The organism is Croceicoccus sp. Ery15, from assembly GCF_020985305.1.
In the GTDB taxonomy this organism is placed as follows: domain Bacteria; phylum Pseudomonadota; class Alphaproteobacteria; order Sphingomonadales; family Sphingomonadaceae; genus Croceicoccus.
Window position 1 is genome coordinate 494,347 of the sequence record NZ_CP087588.1, and the last position, 17,420, is coordinate 511,766.

16 protein-coding genes and 1 pseudogene are annotated in these 17,420 nt (G+C 60.6%); 14 read left to right on the forward strand and 3 right to left on the reverse strand.

What is annotated here, in order from left to right; genetic code table 11:
• Window positions 1-3: 3 nt before the first annotated feature.
• Window positions 4-1,668, forward strand: coding sequence for a urocanate hydratase (gene hutU / locus LOZ77_RS02525; RefSeq protein WP_230280643.1), 1,665 nt, complete (start codon window positions 4-6; stop codon window positions 1,666-1,668).
• A gap of 120 nt (window positions 1,669-1,788) precedes the next feature.
• Here the strand turns inward: hutU and LOZ77_RS02530 are convergent, their stop codons facing one another.
• Window positions 1,789-2,070 (reverse strand): hypothetical protein, encoded by a 282-nt coding sequence (locus tag LOZ77_RS02530; protein ID WP_230280644.1) that lies wholly within the window; start codon window positions 2,068-2,070, stop codon window positions 1,789-1,791.
• Window positions 2,071-2,090: 20 nt separating this feature from the next.
• Entirely contained in the window at window positions 2,091-2,561 is a 471-nt protein-coding gene (locus tag LOZ77_RS02535; RefSeq protein ID WP_230280645.1) for a DUF411 domain-containing protein, read from the reverse strand.
• A 99-nt stretch (window positions 2,562-2,660) separates the two neighbouring features.
• Between LOZ77_RS02535 and LOZ77_RS02540 the strand changes: the two genes are divergently transcribed.
• The 9 genes and pseudogenes from LOZ77_RS02540 to LOZ77_RS02580 all read left to right on the forward strand — a co-directional run bounded on the left by LOZ77_RS02540 (window position 2,661) and on the right by LOZ77_RS02580 (window position 10,967).
• Entirely contained in the window at window positions 2,661-2,945 is a 285-nt protein-coding gene (locus LOZ77_RS02540; protein ID WP_230280646.1) for a hypothetical protein, read from the forward strand.
• A complete protein-coding gene (locus LOZ77_RS02545) occupies window positions 2,942-3,382 on the forward strand; it encodes a periplasmic heavy metal sensor (RefSeq protein ID WP_230280647.1) in 441 nt (146 codons plus the stop codon). Before LOZ77_RS02540 ends, LOZ77_RS02545 begins: the two co-directional genes overlap by 4 nt.
• 6 nt (window positions 3,383-3,388) lie before the next feature.
• On the forward strand, window positions 3,389-3,943 hold the full coding sequence (locus LOZ77_RS02550; protein WP_230280648.1) for an RNA polymerase sigma factor: 555 nt from the start codon (window positions 3,389-3,391) through the stop codon (window positions 3,941-3,943).
• A gap of 33 nt (window positions 3,944-3,976) precedes the next feature.
• Window positions 3,977-5,785, forward strand: a complete 1,809-nt coding sequence (locus tag LOZ77_RS02555; protein WP_255671159.1) for a copper resistance system multicopper oxidase — start codon at window positions 3,977-3,979, stop codon at window positions 5,783-5,785.
• Window positions 5,785-6,885 carry a copper resistance protein B gene (locus LOZ77_RS02560; protein WP_230280650.1) on the forward strand — a complete coding sequence of 367 codons (1,101 nt, stop codon included), beginning with the start codon at window positions 5,785-5,787 and terminating at the stop codon, window positions 6,883-6,885. Before LOZ77_RS02555 ends, LOZ77_RS02560 begins: the two co-directional genes overlap by 1 nt.
• Before the next feature lie 112 nt (window positions 6,886-6,997).
• Window positions 6,998-7,743: pseudogene (locus tag LOZ77_RS02565) on the forward strand (IS5 family transposase).
• 217 nt (window positions 7,744-7,960) lie between these two features.
• Window positions 7,961-10,291 carry a heavy metal translocating P-type ATPase gene (locus LOZ77_RS02570; protein ID WP_230280651.1) on the forward strand — a complete coding sequence of 777 codons (2,331 nt, stop codon included), beginning with the start codon at window positions 7,961-7,963 and terminating at the stop codon, window positions 10,289-10,291.
• The gene (gene cueR, locus LOZ77_RS02575) at window positions 10,288-10,713 is read left to right on the forward strand and encodes a Cu(I)-responsive transcriptional regulator (protein ID WP_230280652.1); all 426 of its coding nucleotides are present in this window, start codon (window positions 10,288-10,290) and stop codon (window positions 10,711-10,713) included. The genes LOZ77_RS02570 and cueR overlap by 4 nt, the downstream gene beginning before the upstream one ends.
• A gap of 119 nt (window positions 10,714-10,832) precedes the next feature.
• Window positions 10,833-10,967 (forward strand): DUF411 domain-containing protein, encoded by a 135-nt coding sequence (locus LOZ77_RS02580; RefSeq protein ID WP_230280653.1) that lies wholly within the window; start codon window positions 10,833-10,835, stop codon window positions 10,965-10,967.
• A 25-nt stretch (window positions 10,968-10,992) separates the two neighbouring features.
• On the opposite strand, the gene LOZ77_RS02585 is transcribed toward LOZ77_RS02580, so the two are convergent.
• Window positions 10,993-11,580: a DUF305 domain-containing protein gene (locus tag LOZ77_RS02585; protein WP_230280654.1), complete on the reverse strand. Its 588-nt coding sequence runs from the start codon at window positions 11,578-11,580 to the stop codon at window positions 10,993-10,995.
• Between the two features lie 467 nt (window positions 11,581-12,047).
• On the opposite strand from LOZ77_RS02585, the gene LOZ77_RS17910 reads away from it, so the two are divergent.
• From LOZ77_RS17910 to LOZ77_RS02600, 4 genes are all read left to right on the forward strand, one after another.
• On the forward strand, window positions 12,048-12,149 hold the full coding sequence (locus LOZ77_RS17910; protein ID WP_370638094.1) for a DUF6538 domain-containing protein: 102 nt from the start codon (window positions 12,048-12,050) through the stop codon (window positions 12,147-12,149).
• 453 nt (window positions 12,150-12,602) lie between these two features.
• Window positions 12,603-13,115 carry an RNA polymerase sigma factor gene (locus LOZ77_RS02590; RefSeq protein ID WP_230280655.1) on the forward strand — a complete coding sequence of 171 codons (513 nt, stop codon included), beginning with the start codon at window positions 12,603-12,605 and terminating at the stop codon, window positions 13,113-13,115.
• A complete protein-coding gene (locus LOZ77_RS02595) occupies window positions 13,112-14,107 on the forward strand; it encodes a FecR domain-containing protein (protein WP_230280656.1) in 996 nt (331 codons plus the stop codon). The genes LOZ77_RS02590 and LOZ77_RS02595 overlap by 4 nt, the downstream gene beginning before the upstream one ends.
• Window positions 14,108-14,233: 126 nt before the next feature.
• Window positions 14,234-17,419 carry a TonB-dependent receptor gene (locus LOZ77_RS02600; RefSeq protein ID WP_230280657.1) on the forward strand — a complete coding sequence of 1,062 codons (3,186 nt, stop codon included), beginning with the start codon at window positions 14,234-14,236 and terminating at the stop codon, window positions 17,417-17,419.
• Window position 17,420 lies beyond the last annotated feature (1 nt).

The following is a 17,420-nucleotide window of genomic DNA, read 5'->3' on the forward strand; positions in this document are numbered from 1 at the left end:
TTAATGACCCGTATCGACAATTCGCGCGTGATCCGTCCCGCGACCGGCACCCAGCTATCGGCGAAAAGCTGGCTGACCGAAGCGCCGATGCGCATGCTGATGAATAATCTGCACCCCGACGTTGCCGAGCGGCCCGAGGAATTGGTCGTCTATGGCGGCATCGGCCGCGCGGCACGCGACTGGGAAAGTTATGACAAGATCGTCGAAACGCTGAGGCGGCTTAAGGACGACGAGACGCTGCTGGTCCAGTCGGGCAAGCCTGTCGGCGTGTTCCGCACCCATGCCGATGCGCCGCGCGTGCTAATCGCCAATTCCAATCTCGTGCCCAAATGGGCGGATTGGGAGCATTTCGGCGAGCTCGATAAGAAGGGCCTCGCCATGTACGGCCAGATGACGGCCGGATCGTGGATCTACATCGGCACGCAGGGCATCGTTCAGGGCACCTATGAGACCTTCGCCGAAATGGGCCGCCAGCATTACGATGGCGATCTTGCGGGGCGCTGGCTGCTGACGGCGGGGCTTGGCGGCATGGGCGGCGCGCAGCCGCTGGCCGCGGTGATGGCGGGCGCGTCGTGCCTTGCCATCGAATGCCAGCCCAGCCGGATCGAGATGCGACTGCGCACCGGCTATCTCGACCGCAGCGCGGAAACCATCGATGAGGCCATGACGATCATCGGGGAGGCCAAGGCGGCCAAGAAGCCCGTGTCGGTCGGCCTGCTGGGCAATGCGGCAGAAATCCTGCCGGAGATGTTCAGGCGCGGCATCCGGCCCGATCTCCTGACCGACCAGACCAGCGCGCATGATCCGGTGAACGGCTATCTGCCTGCTGGCTGGACTGTGGCCGAATGGATCGAACGCCGCGAGCGCGAGCCCGAAGCCGTCGCCAAGGCCGCCAAGGCATCGATGGCGGTGCATGTGCAAGCGATGCTCGATTTCCAGTCCGCAGGCGTGCCCACGGTCGATTATGGCAATAATATCCGGCAGGTCGCCAAGGACGAGGGCGTGGAAAACGCCTTCGACTTTCCCGGCTTCGTCCCCGCCTATATCCGCCCGCTGTTCTGCCGCGGCGTCGGCCCCTTCCGCTGGGCCGCCCTGTCTGGCGATCCCGAGGACATCTATCGCACCGATCAGAAGGTGAAGGAACTGATGCCTGACGATGCGCATCTTCACCGCTGGCTCGACATGGCGCGGGAGAAGATCCATTTCCAGGGGCTGCCCGCGCGCATTTGCTGGGTGGGGCTGGGCGACCGGCACCGGCTTGGCATGGCATTCAACGAGATGGTGGCTAAGGGCGAACTGAAGGCCCCCGTCGTAATCGGACGCGATCACCTCGATAGCGGATCGGTTGCCAGCCCCAATCGGGAAACTGAGGCGATGAAGGATGGCAGCGACGCGGTCAGCGACTGGCCGCTACTGAACGCCTTGCTCAACACCGCGAGCGGCGCGACATGGGTGTCGCTGCACCACGGTGGCGGCGTCGGCATGGGCTATTCGCAGCATTCCGGCATGGTCATCGTTGCCGACGGGACCGAGGCAGCGGCCAAGCGACTTGAACGCGTGCTCTGGAACGATCCGGCGACCGGCGTGATGCGCCATGCAGATGCGGGCTATGATATTGCGATCGATTGCGCGCGCGAGAAGGGGCTTGATCTTCCCGGCATTCTCTAAGGGGTTTGGCGAGAGCCTGCTTCTTGCAAAGCCAGCGCAGCTTAAAAAGACCTGACCACTACCCGGCATCGCGACACAAGATTCGATGCCGGGGAATGCTCAATACTCGGACTGAAGACCTTAATGGGGGCCGTGGCCTGCGTGCGGATCATGCGCGCCCTGATCATGCCCCATCGCACCATGATCCATCGTCGAATGGTCCATCATCTGGCAGACCAACTTGCCGTCCTTACCCTTGACCATCACGCCTTGCATCTTGGTCGTTCCGTGCATCATTTCACACGTCTGGGGTTTGGGAGCGGGTTTTGCGGTTTGGCTGGGCTGTGCAGTAGCGGTCGGCTGGGCATAGGCCGATGTCGCAAGTATTGCGGCGGCGGTGACTGCCATGAAACTACGGTACATTGTTGTTCTCCAAGTTTTGATCAGTTGTAATTGCTGAATACGGACAGCCCGTTCGCTCCAAAGGCGATGACCTGATAAGGTTGCTTGTGATCGCCCATTTCCATTCCGGGCGAACCGACGGGCATCCCGGCTACAGCCAGCCCGGCCACGCCTTCGGGCTTTTCGCGCAATAACCGCGCGATGTCGGTTGCAGGGACGTGCCCTTCGATTACATAACCCTCGACGATCATGGTGTGGCATGAACGAAGATCGCGCGGCACTCCGTGCCGATCCTTGATCGCGGTCATATCGGTACTGTCCTGCACCGACACTTCGGACTGCATGTTTTCGGTAAAGTGCTCTGCCCAATCCTTGCAGCATCCACAGTTGGGATCGCGAAACATCGTGCTGCCAGCAGCCTGTGCAGCGCCCGAACAGGCCGCCAATGCCATCAGCAATGCTGCGCCGACGTAGGAAAGCTGCGGAACGCGATGTTGTTTTGACATGTTCATATCGGCCATTACGCTTTGGCCCCGTGCACCCCTCAAATATTTTTGAGGGTTCGTCGGAGTGTCGGCGTAAGGAAGGGCAGCAAGCAGGATCGAGGCAGTATGCAGGACGACAACCGACTGAACATGGCCCTGAAGGGAGTAAGTGGCTCTGACGAAGCCGCGATAGCCGATGATTTCATGGATGGGGTCTGGATGCAGGCGGGCCGGTTGAAAGCAATGTCGGCTCGTCGCCGTCGTCTTGCGTTGATGGGGGTTATGATGTTCGTCGGACTTGGCGCTGGCTTCTCAACCACGCATACGCCTGCTCGCGCGGAAGCCGCCGGACATCGCCTGATCGATGGGACCGATCTCTCTCCCGCCGCTCTATTGCACGTCGAACCGTGAAGCTCGGCGGTCTTCAGCTTTTGCTCGCCATAGCGCTGGCGCTGGCGGCCGGCGTTATTGGCGCGTTCGCCGCCGGTGAATTGCGCCAGACAACGCAGCCGCAGACGCTCCATCACTTTGTGCATGATGAGTTGGACCTGACCGACCGGCAGAAAGCGCAGATGGAACAGCTTGAAGATAATTTCGCGGTAGAGCGACAGGAAATGGAACTCTCATTGCGCGCCGCGAATGCAGGGCTCGCGGCCGCGATGGAAGACGAGCATGAATACGGCCCCAAGGTCGTCGGCGCGATCGACGAGGTTCACGACCGCATGGGCGATCTGCAAAAGGCAACGGTTCGCCATGTCTTTGCCATGCGCGCCCTGCTCGATCCGCAGCAGCAGCTGCGCTTCGACCGACAGGTGGCCAGTTCGCTGACCAGCGAACCTGGTGAATGACCCGCGGTGCAGGTCGGGCCTGACAAGGATGAGCGTGATCTGATCGGCAAGGCGAAAGAAGGCAACAGGTCCGCTTTCAGCCAGCTTGTAAGGCCGCATCTGCCGCCCCTGATGGTGTTAGCCCGCCGCATGCTGGGATCGGCGGAGGATGCCGAGGACGCCGTCCAGACGGCGCTAGCGTCAACGTGGATGGCACGGGCGAGGCTCGATCCCGAACAACCGATCGCACCATTCTTGACTACGGTCACGCTGAACAAATGTCGCGACAGGATCAGGCGGCGCAAGGTGGCGCGGCTTGTTGGCCTGTCCGACGCGATTTATGCCGTTTCCTCTGACGATCCGGACCAGTTGCGATCTGCGGCAGGCCGGGAATTGCTGACGCGAACGGCGCGGGCAATCGAGAGGCTACCCCTGAAGCTGCGTGAGGCGCTGGTGCTAGTCGCCTTGGACGGACGCAGTCAGGCAGAGGCGGCCCAGCTATTGGGCGTGACCGAGAAAACGATCGAAACACGTATCTATCGCGCTCGGCAAAAATTGCGCGAGAAACTGGATTTTTCCTGAGGGGTGTTTGCTGCCTGCGCGTAAGCAAGGGTTATGACATTCAAGACCGTTCACAAACCTCTCTCACTGCAACGTCGGCGCTTCCTGGCCAGTAGCGCTGGTGCCGCCAGTCTGATCGGCATGGGCCATGCCGTACCCGCATGGGCGCGCGGCGGACATGGTGGCGCGATGGCGCGCAAGGGCAGCGATGTTCTGTCGGGTGAACATCTCTCCATGACGGTCAGGGATGCGGCCTTCGCCACCGGCAAACGCCATGGTCCGGCGGTAACGGTGAATGGAACACTGCCCGGTCCGCTGCTGCGATTGACAGAGGGACAGAACCTTGTCGTCGACCTGCTGAATGAAAGCTCGGGGGAAACTTCGATCCATTGGCACGGGCTGCTGGTGCCCTTCCTGATGGATGGCGTTCCGGGCGTATCGATGACTGCGGTTCAGCCGGGAGAGAGTTTCCGGTACGAATTCCCGATCCGGCAGGCAGGCACCTACTGGTGGCATGCGCACACCATGCAGGAGCCGATGGGCCATTACGGGCCCATTATTATTGATCCAGCCGGTGGCGATCCGCACGGCGTGCACCGCGACTATGTGGTAATGCTGTCGGACTGGTCGCCGATGCATCCGCACACGCTGATGAAGAAACTGAAGGTGGGCGAGGCGCCGTTCAACTTCCAGAAGACCACCGCCAGCGACGATTACGCTCTGTCCGGCGTGGATCGCCGGATGTGGGCGCGGATGCGTATGATGCCGACCGATATTTCGGACGTTTCAGCGCCGCTCTACAGCTATCTCATCAACGGTCATGGTCCCGAAGACGGGCTGGAATTCGCTTTCAACCCCGGTGAACGCGTGCGGCTGCGCTTCATCAACGGTTCGGCGATGACTTTCTTCAATGTGCGGATTCCGGGCGTGGCGATGCAGGTGGTCGCCGCCGACGGTCAGGATGTGCGTCCGGTCGAAGTGGACGAGTTCCAGATCGGCAATGCCGAGACCTATGACGTGATCGTCGAGCCTCGCGGTGCGGATGCGTTTGCCATCGTGGCAGAGGCGATGGACCGCTCTGGCATGGGGGTCGCGATGCTGACCGCGCGGCAAGGCGCCAGCGGCGCAGTCCCGCCGCTGCGCGATCCGCCGCTGCTGACCATGGTCGACATGGGAATGAACCATGGCTCTGCGGATGGCGCGATGGATCATTCTGCCATGGGGCATGGCGGTATGGATCACTCCGGTAGCGGCGCCATGGACGGCATGGAAATGCGGGACATGGACATGAGCGGCATGTCGATGCGCGATACCTCCCTGCTTCCACCCGAGGTGAAGGTTGGCCCCGGACTCGACATGGTGTCGATGAACCCTGTGGACCGCATGGGCGATCCGGGCATCGGTTTGGCCGACGTCGGACACCGCGTGCTGAACTACCGGCAGCTTGTTGCCGCGCGCATGAACAGCGACATGCGTCAGCCGACGCGGCTGAAGGAGATTCACCTGACCGGCAATATGGAACGCTATATGTGGTCGTTCGACGGCAAGAAGTTTTCTGCCGTTACCGATGATCCGATCCGCTTTGCGTTCAATGAACGGGTCCGCGTGAAGCTGGTGAACGACACCATGATGGCGCATCCGATCCACCTTCACGGCCATTTCTTCGAACTGGTGAACGATGCCCCGCATGGCCACCAGCCTTTGAAGCACACTCTGATCGTGCAGCCCGGTGGCAGCGCGCAATTCGACCTGACCGCGAACGAGCCGGGCGACTGGGCGTTTCACTGCCACCTGATCTACCACATGCATAATGGCATGTTCCAGGTCGTCACCGTCCGCCCACTGCAGGGAGGGGAGGGTTGATGCGCGTCGCCTCTATTCTCGCTCTGCCTATGATGGGTCTGTCGGCTCCCGCGCTGGCGCAGGATCACGATCACCACGCCATGCCGCAGAGTGAGGCGGAAGCCTGCCCGCCTGCCGAGCACGACCACGGCGCCATGCCGATGGCACCATGCCCCGAACAGTCGGGCGAGTCGGTCAGCGATCATTCGGCCATGGCCCACGGCACGGTCGATCATTCATCGATGGACCATGAGGCAATGAGACACGAGGCCCCGCAGCACGTGGATGATCATCCTATGGACCACAGCGCGATGGACCACCAATCCATGGATCATTCCGCGATGGGCCACGATGCGATGGCGGGTGATGCCGAAATCCCGAAAGCGCCGCCGCCGCCCGAGGCCTTTTCCGGTCCGCTCCATGCCGCCGATGCATTCGTCGGAGCAGAGGTGATGGCCGCATCGCGCGCATCGGTGACGCGCGAGGTAAGCGGGATGACCGTGTTCTGGCTTCAGGGTGACCGGTTGGAATATCGGGCGCGTGGCGGAGATGACGGCTATCTCTGGGACCTGCAGGGCTATTACGGCGGCGATATCGACAAGCTCTGGCTGAAGAGCGAGGGCGAAGGCAGCTTCGGTGAAAGTCCGGAATCGGCAGAGGTTCAGGCCCTGTGGAGCAGCGCGATCGGCCCGTGGTGGGATGTACAAACGGGCATCCGTCAGGACCTGACCGGCCCGAACCGCACCCACGCGGTCATCGGCGTGCAGGGGTTGGCGCCGTATCTGTTCGAAGTGGATGCAGCGGCGTTCCTGTCGAACAAGGGCGACCTGACTGCCCGTATCGAGGCAGAGCTCGACCAGCGCATTACCCAGCGGCTGATCCTGCAGCCGCGCATGGAGGTCGGCTTGTCCGCGCAGGGCATTCCCGAACTGGGTGTTGGTGCCGGTTTCGACAGTTTCGAGGCGGGCATCCGCCTGCGCTACGAGATCGCCCGCGAATTCGCGCCCTATGTCGGTGTCGAGCAGGAATGGAAATTGGGCGATAGCGTCAAATATGCCCGTGCCGACGGCGAGGATGCGAGCGTGACAAACTATGTGATTGGTGTGCGGTTCTGGTTCTGAAAAGCTAGGTTTCGTGGACAAAGCTTGACTGTGGACTCGGACCTTGATTCAAGGCTGGCTTTTGGAGGCAGCCTTGGGCGAGCGGATTGGCGTTACGGACGAAGAGTGGGAAGTGATCGGGCCGCTGCTGCCACCTGAGCGGGGTCGTGGCTGCCGTCCGGCGCAGGACAACCGCCCCTATTTCGAAGGCATGATGTGGATCGCGCGGACCGGAGCGCAGTGGCGTCACCTGCCGGATGAGTATGGCAAGTGGAACAGCGTTTTCCGGCGCTATCGACGATGGGTTACGACCGGCGTGTTCGATGCCATGCTGGAGACGCTGGCGGAACTGGCGGGGCGCGACACAGCCGCCGACATGATCGATAGCACCGTGGTCCGGGCACATCATTGTGCCGTCGGCATAAAAAGGGGACTCAGCAAACCGAGGCGCTTGGCCGATCGCGCGGCGGCTTCACCACCAAGCTCCACGCAAGGTGCGATGCCAGAGGCTTGCCCCTCGGCTTCGTGCTGACACCGGGGCAAGCGCACGATGTGCAGGGCTTCGCACCGCTGTTCCGCATGATAACTGACCGGATCGAGGCCTTCCTGGCTGATCGGGGATACGATGCCGATGCGATCCGCGAAGAGATTGAGGCGGCGGGCGTCGAGGCGGTGATCCCGGCCAAGGCGGGCCGGCGTAATCCCGCCGCGCATGATCGCGCGAAATACAAGTGGCGCAACCTGATCGAGCGACTGTTCAATAAACTCAAGAACTGGCGACGCGTTGCGACCCGCTACGACAAAACCAAGGAATCCTATCTCGGCTTCGTCGCGCTCGCCTCAGTCAAACTCTGGATACCCTTTGTCCACGAAACCTAGGAAGCGAATATCTGACTGGCTAAAACCAAAGCTTAAGCCAATTGGTGGCCAAATTGCCCAGAAAGGCAAAGATGGGCGAACGGCAGATTTAAGCTAATGAACTTTTGAGCAGGAATGACCGGTTTGTCGGCGACAGCGGTTAAAATGATAAGAATTTCCTCCTTGACCCTAACATGATGTCAAGCCTTAGATGATACGTCGGCAAGGAGATAAGCCGATGGATGAGCATCACCACTGTAATCACGATCATGCCGCGGCAGGCAGGGCGGAAGTCACCGATCCCGTGTGCGGGATGATGGTCGATCCGGAGGCGACGGCACATCACGCCACGCATGACGGGCATGATTATCATTTCTGCAGCGCCCGCTGCCGCACGCATTTTATTGAAGATCCGGATCGCTGGCTGAACCCGGCGGACGAAGTACCCGCCCCCGAAGGAGCAATCTGGACCTGCCCGATGCACCCCGAGGTGCGTCAGGACCATCCGGGGGCATGCCCGATCTGCGGCATGGCGCTTGAACCTGAGATGGTGGACCCTGATGCCGGCCCGAACGAGGAACTGGTCGCCATGACGCGGCGGTTCTGGATCGGCCTTGCGCTCGCGCTGCCGGTGTTCCTGCTGGAAATGGGCGGGCATGTGTTTCCCGCGATCCACCATCTGGTGCCGATGGATGTCTCGGTCTGGGTGCAGCTGGCGCTGGCGACACCGGTTGTGCTGTGGGCGGGCTGGCCGTTCTTTACGCGGGCCGCGGCATCGGTTGCCACGCGCAATCTCAACATGTTCACCCTGATCGCGCTGGGGACCGGGGTGGCTTGGACCTATTCCATGGTGGCGACACTTGCCCCCGGCCTGTTTCCCGATGCGTTTCGCGCCGCCGATGGCTCCGTCGCGGTCTATTTCGAGGCGGCAGCGGTTATCACTGTGCTGGTCTTATTGGGGCAGGTTCTTGAGCTGCGCGCCCGCGAGCGGACTTCCGGTGCCTTGAAGGCGCTGCTCGGCCTTGCGCCGCGAACTGCGCGCCGGATCGGTGCCGATGGCGACGAGGAAGTCGCGCTGGACGAACTGCAGGTCGGCGATCGCCTGCGCATCCGGCCGGGTGAGAAAATTCCAGTCGACGGCACTGTGGCAGAGGGGGCCTCTTCCATCGACGAATCCATGGTGACCGGCGAATCCATGCCCGTTTCCAAACAGGTGGGCGACCCGGTGATCGGCGGCACGATTAACACCATCGGCTCGCTGGTGATGGTGGCGGAAAAGCTTGGCAGCGAGACGCTACTGTCGCGCATCGTGCAGATGGTGGCGCAGGCCCAGCGTTCGCGCGCGCCGATCCAGCGGCTTGCTGACAAGGTAGCGGGCTGGTTCGTGCCGCTGATCCTCTTCGTGGCGCTGCTTGCCTTTGCCGCGTGGAGCCTGTGGGGGCCGGATCCGCGCCTTGCCCATGCGCTGGTGGCAGCGGTGGCCGTGCTGATCATCGCCTGCCCCTGTGCACTTGGCCTTGCGACGCCGATGTCGATCATGGTCGGCGTGGGACGAGGTGCCGAGGAGGGTATATTGGTCAAGAATGCCGAGGCGCTGGAGCGGATGGAAAAAATCGACACGCTTGTCGTCGACAAGACCGGCACGCTGACTGAGGGCAAGCCTTCCGTCACCCGCATCGTGACGCTGGGCAATCTGGCGGAGGACGAGGCGCTGCGCCTTGCCGCAGGGGTCGAACAGGCGTCGGAACATCCGCTCGCGCAGGCGATCATGGCCGAAGCTGCGCGGCGCGGCCTTGCTGTGCCCGCAGCCAGCGACTTTGTTTCTCCCAGCGGCAAGGGCGCGCGCGCGATTGTCGAGGGGAAGCGGATCCTGGTCGGCAATGCGACCTTCCTGCGCGAGAACGGCGTCGATCCCGATCTGGCGGCGCAGGACGCCGATCACCTCCGGCAGGATGGCGCGAGTGCGATATTGATGGCCGCCGATGGCAAGGTCGCCGCCGTCATCGCCATCGCCGATGCGGTCAAGTCGACGACTCCTGAAGCGCTGAAGGCCCTTCGCGCAGAGGGTATCCGCGTGCTGATGCTGACCGGCGACAACCGCACCACGGCTGAGGCGGTGGCAAGGTCGCTCGGCATTGACGAGGTCGAGGCCGATGTCCTGCCCGACCGAAAAAGCGCGGTGGTCGAACGGCTGCGCGCAGAAGGGCAGGTCGTCGCCATGGCGGGCGACGGGGTGAACGATGCCCCGGCGCTGGCAGCGGCGGACGTGGGCATCGCCATGGGGTCGGGCACCGATGTCGCCATCGAAAGCGCAGGGATCACGCTGCTGGGCGGCGAGCTGACCGGCATCGCCCGCGCCCGGACGCTGAGCCGCAAGGTCATGTCAAACATTCGGCAAAACCTTGTCTTCGCCTTTGGCTATAATGCGCTGGGCGTACCGGTGGCTGCGGGCGTGCTCTATCCGCATTTCGGCATATTGCTGTCCCCCGTGATCGCAGCGGCGGCGATGTCGCTGTCCTCTGTCAGCGTGATCGGCAATTCGCTGCGGCTGAAGGCGGCAAGGCTGTGAACATCGGCGATGCAGCGCAGCGCACCGGCGTGACGCAGCGGATGATCCGCCATTACGAAAAGATCGGCCTGATCCCCGCGCCGCTGCGCCGCGACAGCGGCTATCGCGATTATTCCGATGCCGACGTCAACCGCTTGCGCTTTATCGCCAATGCTCGCGACCTCGGCTTCTCGATCGAGGAGATTGGCGAGCTGCTGGCACTGTGGAGCGACGAGCATCGCGCAAGTGCCGAGGTCAAGGCGCTGGCGCTGGCCAAGGCCGACGAGCTGGGCCGCAAGGTCGAGGCGCTGGCCGCCATGCGTGCGAGCCTCGTTCATCTCGCCCAAACCTGTCACGGTGATGACCGGCCTGACTGCCCGATCATCGACAGCATGTCGGAAGACAGGAGGGCCATTCACGTCAATTCGGTCGAAGATGATTGACAGCGGCCATCTCACGGCAAGTGCCACACGCTAAGCTCGCAGACCTGCTATGGAAAGACGCTCATGACACGGGCGATGGCGAACCGCAGTCTACCGGTCGCAGTTGCATGGTGCACACGATGGAATTCTGCGGCCAGATCATTAAGGGACATGTTCCCACGGCCGAGATCAAACGCCTGCTTCGCGAAAGACCTCAGTGGGAAAGGGACCCAGCTGTAGCAGGTATGCCGAACGGTTCGGCTGGCATGGAGTAGAGTGGGCGCAGCCAGGCCTATCGGGTCATTCCACAGCGCGGACGCCGCCATTAGGGAGGTCTGGATCCCAATCATTCTCGTTCAGGTGGCCTTCGAACTTCGGCACAGGCCTCTCAAACCCTTCCTCGCGGGTCTGGGCAATGCCATTCGTTTCGATGTCGTCGATCAGCCATTTCATCTCGGCGATTTCCTTGCGCTGGGCGCGGATGATGCCATTGGCAAGTGCGCGAACGCGCACATCCTTTATCTGCGCCCGCTCGCTGGTCATAATCGCGATGGAATGATGCGGGATCATAGCGGACATATATTCCTCGTCATCGACTGTGACTTGGCTGCGCACGAGGAAGAGCGAGAGTGCGAAGATAGCGCAGGCAATGCCGATGATGATCCAGTTCTTTGCGGTGTTACGGTACATGCGCCACATGAAGAGCAGCATGACGACCGCCATCACCGCGCCCATGAGGAACATCATCCAGAAGCGCGTCTCGCTCCACATGACATGATCGAGCGCATAGGTATTGAGGTACATCAGGCCGAACATGATGACAGTGGATGTGCCCACCATCGCCATGAAGCGCTTGTAGTTTCCTTCGGCGGGCTTGTGGTGATCCATGGGCGCGTCTCCAGCTGCTGATGTCGCTTATTGACGTCTGCGCCCACTCTTTAGTTCCGCAGATGCGCATGGCTGACGCCAGCCATCATCGGCTTTCAGTCTGCTGCTGAAGGCGCTGAGATACCGGGAATAGGTGCGGCGCTACCGGACGCTACGTCAGTTACGCCGACAATCGAGCCCTTCGTTTAATCGAATGTCGGAATCAGAGAATTTTATGACGTTTGGGTGAGCCGATTGTCCCAAAACGTCCATCGAAGTCCAAAAACTTTGGGGACACATCTGGGGGCATAAACGCGGATTGAAATATAAAAATCTTTGTTAATCAGTACATAATGTAGAGTTTTCGAATCCCACCCTCTCCGCCATATATAGCCTAACCCGTTGAAATCGTGAAAGCCCTTGGAATACTTAGGGTTATGGCGCTATGGCCTGTTACATAAATTGTTACATTCCAAGTGCTCTCCACCATGCTGCAACGCGTTGCAAAACACCAGTATCTCTTCCGTCGCGGCGCGCGCTATTATTTCCGGCGCGCAGTGCCGAAAGACGTGACGCATGTGTGCACTTGACGCTGCATGACTTCGTTGGGGAGGCCCAATTCCCGTTCCAGCCAACCGTGACGTATCGATCCGTAAAAGTTTTCGACGTCGAAGTGGATGAAAAGGGTCCCTTCGTCGCAAACGCTGAGCGCCGCTAGAAGGGCATTGCGAACCGCCGCCGGTCCACGTCTGGTCCGGTCCTGCGCGAGCATGAACTGGGCCTCGTGGAGGTTCGCAAATGGGGAAATGGCGGAGCGCAGCATGTACTGCCTGGCGCGATCCACCCAGTGAAATGACGTGACGGGCCGGCGGCCAAATGATCGACAGTTCGCACCCGAGGCTCCAGCGAAAGTTGTTGTCCAGTTCCTTTGAAGCTTGTTCGCTGATCATCCATTCATACGTTTGTCACGAGGCCTGCTTACCGGCGCGTATCCATTCCGGCGGAAACTGACATTGCCTCAGCAAGAACTTTCAAGTGACGTGTTGGCCGATGCGCCGGACGATCGTGACTGGGCGGTCGTACAAGCCCGGCTAAACACTTTTCTGCGGGCCCGCGGTGCGCGGCCGGAATTGATCGACGATGTAATACAGGAGACGCTGGTCCGGCTTCTCACTATCAGCCGCGAGAAGGAGATCGCGAGTATTTTCGCCTTAGGCTTTCGTATTGCCGAAAATCTGCTGATCGATCAGTACCGCGGTGAGGCAAGACTGGCCGGTGAGCCCGATGTTGAATGGAATTGCGATCGGCCGTCGGCCGATCGCGTAGTTGACTCCCGTCGGGCAATGGAAGTGTTCCAACGTTGCCTGAACAATATGCCGCCGCTGCGACGCGAAGTGCTGGTGCGCAGGCGCGTTCGGCAAGAAACCTGCCGCACTATCGCTGACGATCTTTCCATGAGCGCGAAGGCGGTGGAAAAACATATCACGCGCGGACTGATCGATCTGCGCCGGGCTATGGACAAGGCGGGTATCGATCCGACAGGATGGTCTGAATGAAGACGGAAAAAGCCCACGATATCGACAGCGAGGCTGCGGTCTGGATCGAGCGGATGAGCCGTCCGGTACAGGATAGCGAAATTGCCGCTGCATTCGACTGCTGGATCGTCGCGGATCCGCGCCATGCCGAAAGTTATGCGCGCCTTTCGGCCCTGTGGCATGCGGACGCGTTGGAACAGGCGCTGTATTCCGGTGTCCCGCTGAATGACAATGATCTGTCGGAATCCGCAGATACCGGCGCGGCTATATCAGCACCGCCAATCGTTGGCGCGGTGCGCAGGTGGAGCGGCAATCGGCTGGCCGGAATCGCGGCTGCTTTCGCCGCCGCCATCGTCGCCGTTCCGCTGGCGCAAGGCGTGATGGCTCCCGATATTGCCTATAGCGCGCCGCTTGGAGAGAACCGCACTATCAGCCTGCCCGACGGGTCGACGGTTACGTTGGCGGGCGGCTCGCGGCTAAGTGCCCGGATCACGCCATGGTCCCGCCGCGTGACGATGGAGAGTGGCGGCGCTTTTTTCGATGTCGCGCATGAAAATCTGCGCGGCTTTAAGGTAGATACAGGCACGGCCCGCGTCGCCGTGCTGGGTACTGCATTCGATATCGATCTTGTCGAAGACGGCGAGCGCGAAGTCCGTGTGTTCCGCGGTGAGGTGAGCGTTGAGGCGGGCAATGGTGAATGGCGACTTCCGGCGGGCAGTGGTCTTGCCATTGGTGCCAATCGCGTCCGCAGCCTCGATGATGTAGAGGGCCAGCGCCCTGCATGGATCGACGGCTGGTTCGACGCGCAGGACACGTCTTTGTCCCGGCTGGTCGAACGGCTAAACCGGAATTCCCCTCATGCCGTACAACTGGCCGAACCGGAGCTGGGCGAATTGCAGGTTACAGGCCGCTTCCGCTTGAACCGGCCCGAGGAAATGCTGGAAACGCTGGCGACCATCCACGGGCTGACATGGCGTGAAGAGGGCGACCACTATATTCTTTCCCGTCGCTGAGGTTGTCCACCGCCCGTCTTAAAAATAACATAGAAAATTCATATATTTGTAACAAAACTTTTTTGTCGGGTTTTGTGTTGCAACTGCGTCTTCCCCCTGCTTTCGAGCTTTCAGACGGGGAAAACCATGTTTCGCGTAGACCATATTCGCAGCGGCGTTTCGGCGCTGGCTCTTTCGCTTGCCTCTATGCCGCTTACTGCAGCCTTTGCGCCGGCCCATGCTGCTACCGCGCAGAGTTATAGCTTTGCCATTCCCGCGCAGGATCTGGCCAGTGCGCTTCGCCAATATTCACGCACGACCGGCATTCAGATCGCCGCATCGGCCGATACCTTGCGCGGCCGTCGCAGTGCGGGCGTTTCGGGAACGCTCACCGCCGAGGCTGCGCTGGAGCGGATCATATCCGGAGCGGGCGTTGCGGTGCAGCGGCAGGGCAGCACGATTATCGTTACCGAAGCTGCCGCTACGCTTGCTCAAGCCGCGCAGTCGAACGCCGCTACCGGTGCCGGACAGGTGACTGGACCGGAGGGGCAGGACATTGTCGTCACCGGCTATTTCGAGGCACTGCAAGAGTCAGTCGAGAAAAAGCGCGATGCCGATGTTATCTCAGATACGGTCAGCGCGGACGACATGGGCAAGCTGCCTGCCAATAATGTCTCGGAATCGCTTGCGCGCCTGCCCGGCGTGAACGCCGTACGTAATGCCACGACTGGTGAGGGTGACCGCATCACGGTGCGCGGCCTATCGACTGAACTTAACAATTATTCGATCAATGGCGTGCGACTTGGCGGTGCGGGTTCGCGTGACGAAGTGTTCTATCGTGGTGTGCGTCTGTCAGTATTGCCGCCGGACGGGATCAAGGAAATCACCGTCTTCAAAACGCTGACTCCCGATCGCGATGGCGACGCATTGGGCGGATCGGTCGATATATCGACTCCCACGGCCTTTGATCAGGACCCCACCTATTTCCGCCTATCGGCCCAAGGCGGGATGCTTGACAAGTTCGACGATCGCAAATCGGCGCAAGTGTCCGCCGCTGCATCGCGTCAATTCTCGGACAGTTTCGGCGCTTTCGTTTCAGGCAGTTGGAGCAAGCGCCGATCGCAGTTCGAACAGAACGGGGTGGACGGCGATAACCAGCCCGACACATGGTATGCAGACAGCGAGACACTGGGCTGGGACCCGAACCGGTTCGTGCTACGCGGCATGGATCTGGGCTTTGGCGATACAGAGGTGGAACGTTGGGGCGTGAACTCCAGCGTGGACTTCCGTTCGGAGAACCACGATTTCCATTTGCGCGGCCAGTACAATGAATATCGCCAGACCGAATTCCTGAACCGGCTGAATTTCCGCAACGATACCACGCGTAATTCGACCCGCCTGTCGCAGGTGGACGCCGGTCAAACCGACTTGCTTCAGCCCGAGGATAATATCGTCGGCTATGACGATGCACTGGGTCGCATCTATGCCTATACTACCGGCCAGATCGTGGATCGCGACGGTGATGGGATCATCACCGATGCCGACCGTTCCGCCCGCTCGACTTATAGTCTTGTCGGCAGTTCGGGACAATGGGACCCGCAAGGCTTCCGCCTTCGCCGATTTTGGGAAGGATCCAACGAAACCGGTACGCTGGGATCGGCCAATTTCGGCGGCGTATCGCGCTTTAACGCCATTACGGTTGACTACGACCTATCCTATTCGCAGTCCGAGGACAATCTGGACGACGGGTATGAGCTGGAATTCCGCAGCGACAAATATGGCTGGCGTGGCAACAAGGGCGTGCTGTTTTCGGCTGCCGAGGATGCGCGCTTTCCGAAATGGTTGTTGAACGATGCGGGTCTGGCCGGGGTGCAGGACCCGGCCGAATATAATTTCAGCGGGCTCGAAGGCGAAGTCGGCGGTTCGAACGAAAAATTGTGGCAGGCCCAGTTCAACCTTGAATGGGAACTCGGCGGCGGCCTGCTGGACACGGTGAAGACGGGAGCGAAGTACTACAACTCGCGCCGCCGAACCTACGAAGGCTCGTTTCTCGACCTGAATGCCGATGGCACTCTGGCGGATTTTTCCAGCCTGTACGGCAAGGAAATTACCAGCCTGTTCGGCGGCGCCTATAGCGGCGATTATCGGCTGGGCGTAACGCTGGACAATGATGCGATGATGGACGAACTGCAGCGCGCCGAAAGCGGCGAGAGCAGCCTGTTCGACGGTTTCGCTGTCGATCCCTCGCAAGCCGATTTGTCGGACGAGGACAGCTTCCATTTCGACGAGCGTGTGATCTCGGCCTATATGATGGGAACGGCGCAAATCGGCAGGGCACAGCTGATCGCGGGGCTTCGCATGGAGAATACCCGCAATACCATCGATGCGTGGAATATCGATCCGGTGCTGGGCGAACGTTTCGCCAACGACCGGTCCAGTTTTACCAACTGGTTGCCTTCGGTTCATGTCAATTACGATTTCGACAATCGCACCAAGCTGCGCGGCGCAGTCTGGACCAGCTTCGCCCGCCCCGATATCGCGCGCATGAGCTCCGCCCGCGAATATGCCTATGATCAGGACCCCGATGGTGACGGCGTGCTTAACCCGACGAGCGACTGGGTGCTGGTCGGGATCGAGATGGGCAATCCCGATCTGAAGCCCTTGACGTCGACCAATTTCGACCTGTCGCTGGAACATTATGCAGGTCGTTCGGGTGCCTACTCGGTCGCTGTGTTCTATAAGGACATCAGCAATTTCCTGTTCCGTTCGTCGTCGAGCAATATCCGCGACGGGACGGCAGGGGTTAACATCAATCCCGAAGGTGTTGTCGTGACGATGCCGAACAATGGCGAATGGGCCAAGGTTTACGGCGTTGAAATAAGCGCGCAGCAATTGCTGCACTGGCTGCCGGGCGTGTTCGGTTCGCTGGGCTTTGCGGGCAATCTTACCCTTCAACGGTCGGAAGCGAAGACGGGGCTGTCCTGGCATCCTGACGATTACACGCTGCCCCTTATGGAAACACCAGAAACTATCGCGAACCTGCAAATATTCTGGGAACGCGACGGTTGGGAAATCTATGGCGCGTGGAACTATCAGTCCAAGTTCCTTGCCGGGATCAACGACTTCGGCAACGATCCATACGAACAGGCATATGACTTTGTGGACCTGACTTTCCGGAAGAGCTTCATGGAAAAGTCGTCGGTCCAGTTTCAGGTGCAGAACCTGTTCGATTCCCACACCTATTGGCAGACCGTGTCGACGGGCGAAGGGGCGAGCCGCGCTTATATCAAGAACGGGCGGTCGATGTCGCTCGGCTTGAACCTGATCTTCTGAA

What these genes read in the sequence shown, in the direction of transcription:
- LOZ77_RS02595 (WP_230280656.1), top strand. Translation starts at nt 13,112, where the DNA reads ATGAAGACGGAAAAAGCCCACGATATCGACAGCGAGGCTGCGGTCTGG.
- LOZ77_RS02560 (WP_230280650.1), top strand. Translation starts at nt 5,785, where the DNA reads ATGCGCGTCGCCTCTATTCTCGCTCTGCCTATGATGGGTCTGTCGGCT.
- LOZ77_RS17910 (WP_370638094.1), top strand. Translation starts at nt 12,048, where the DNA reads ATGCTGCAACGCGTTGCAAAACACCAGTATCTCTTCCGTCGCGGCGCG.
- LOZ77_RS02535 (WP_230280645.1), bottom strand. Translation starts at nt 2,561, where the DNA reads ATGAACATGTCAAAACAACATCGCGTTCCGCAGCTTTCCTACGTCGGC.
- LOZ77_RS02600 (WP_230280657.1), top strand. Translation starts at nt 14,234, where the DNA reads ATGTTTCGCGTAGACCATATTCGCAGCGGCGTTTCGGCGCTGGCTCTT.
- LOZ77_RS02540 (WP_230280646.1), top strand. Translation starts at nt 2,661, where the DNA reads ATGCAGGACGACAACCGACTGAACATGGCCCTGAAGGGAGTAAGTGGC.
- LOZ77_RS02530 (WP_230280644.1), bottom strand. Translation starts at nt 2,070, where the DNA reads ATGTACCGTAGTTTCATGGCAGTCACCGCCGCCGCAATACTTGCGACA.
- LOZ77_RS02585 (WP_230280654.1), bottom strand. Translation starts at nt 11,580, where the DNA reads ATGGATCACCACAAGCCCGCCGAAGGAAACTACAAGCGCTTCATGGCG.
- hutU (WP_230280643.1), top strand. Translation starts at nt 4, where the DNA reads ATGACCCGTATCGACAATTCGCGCGTGATCCGTCCCGCGACCGGCACC.
- LOZ77_RS02555 (WP_255671159.1), top strand. Translation starts at nt 3,977, where the DNA reads ATGACATTCAAGACCGTTCACAAACCTCTCTCACTGCAACGTCGGCGC.
- LOZ77_RS02580 (WP_230280653.1), top strand. Translation starts at nt 10,833, where the DNA reads ATGGAATTCTGCGGCCAGATCATTAAGGGACATGTTCCCACGGCCGAG.
- LOZ77_RS02570 (WP_230280651.1), top strand. Translation starts at nt 7,961, where the DNA reads ATGGATGAGCATCACCACTGTAATCACGATCATGCCGCGGCAGGCAGG.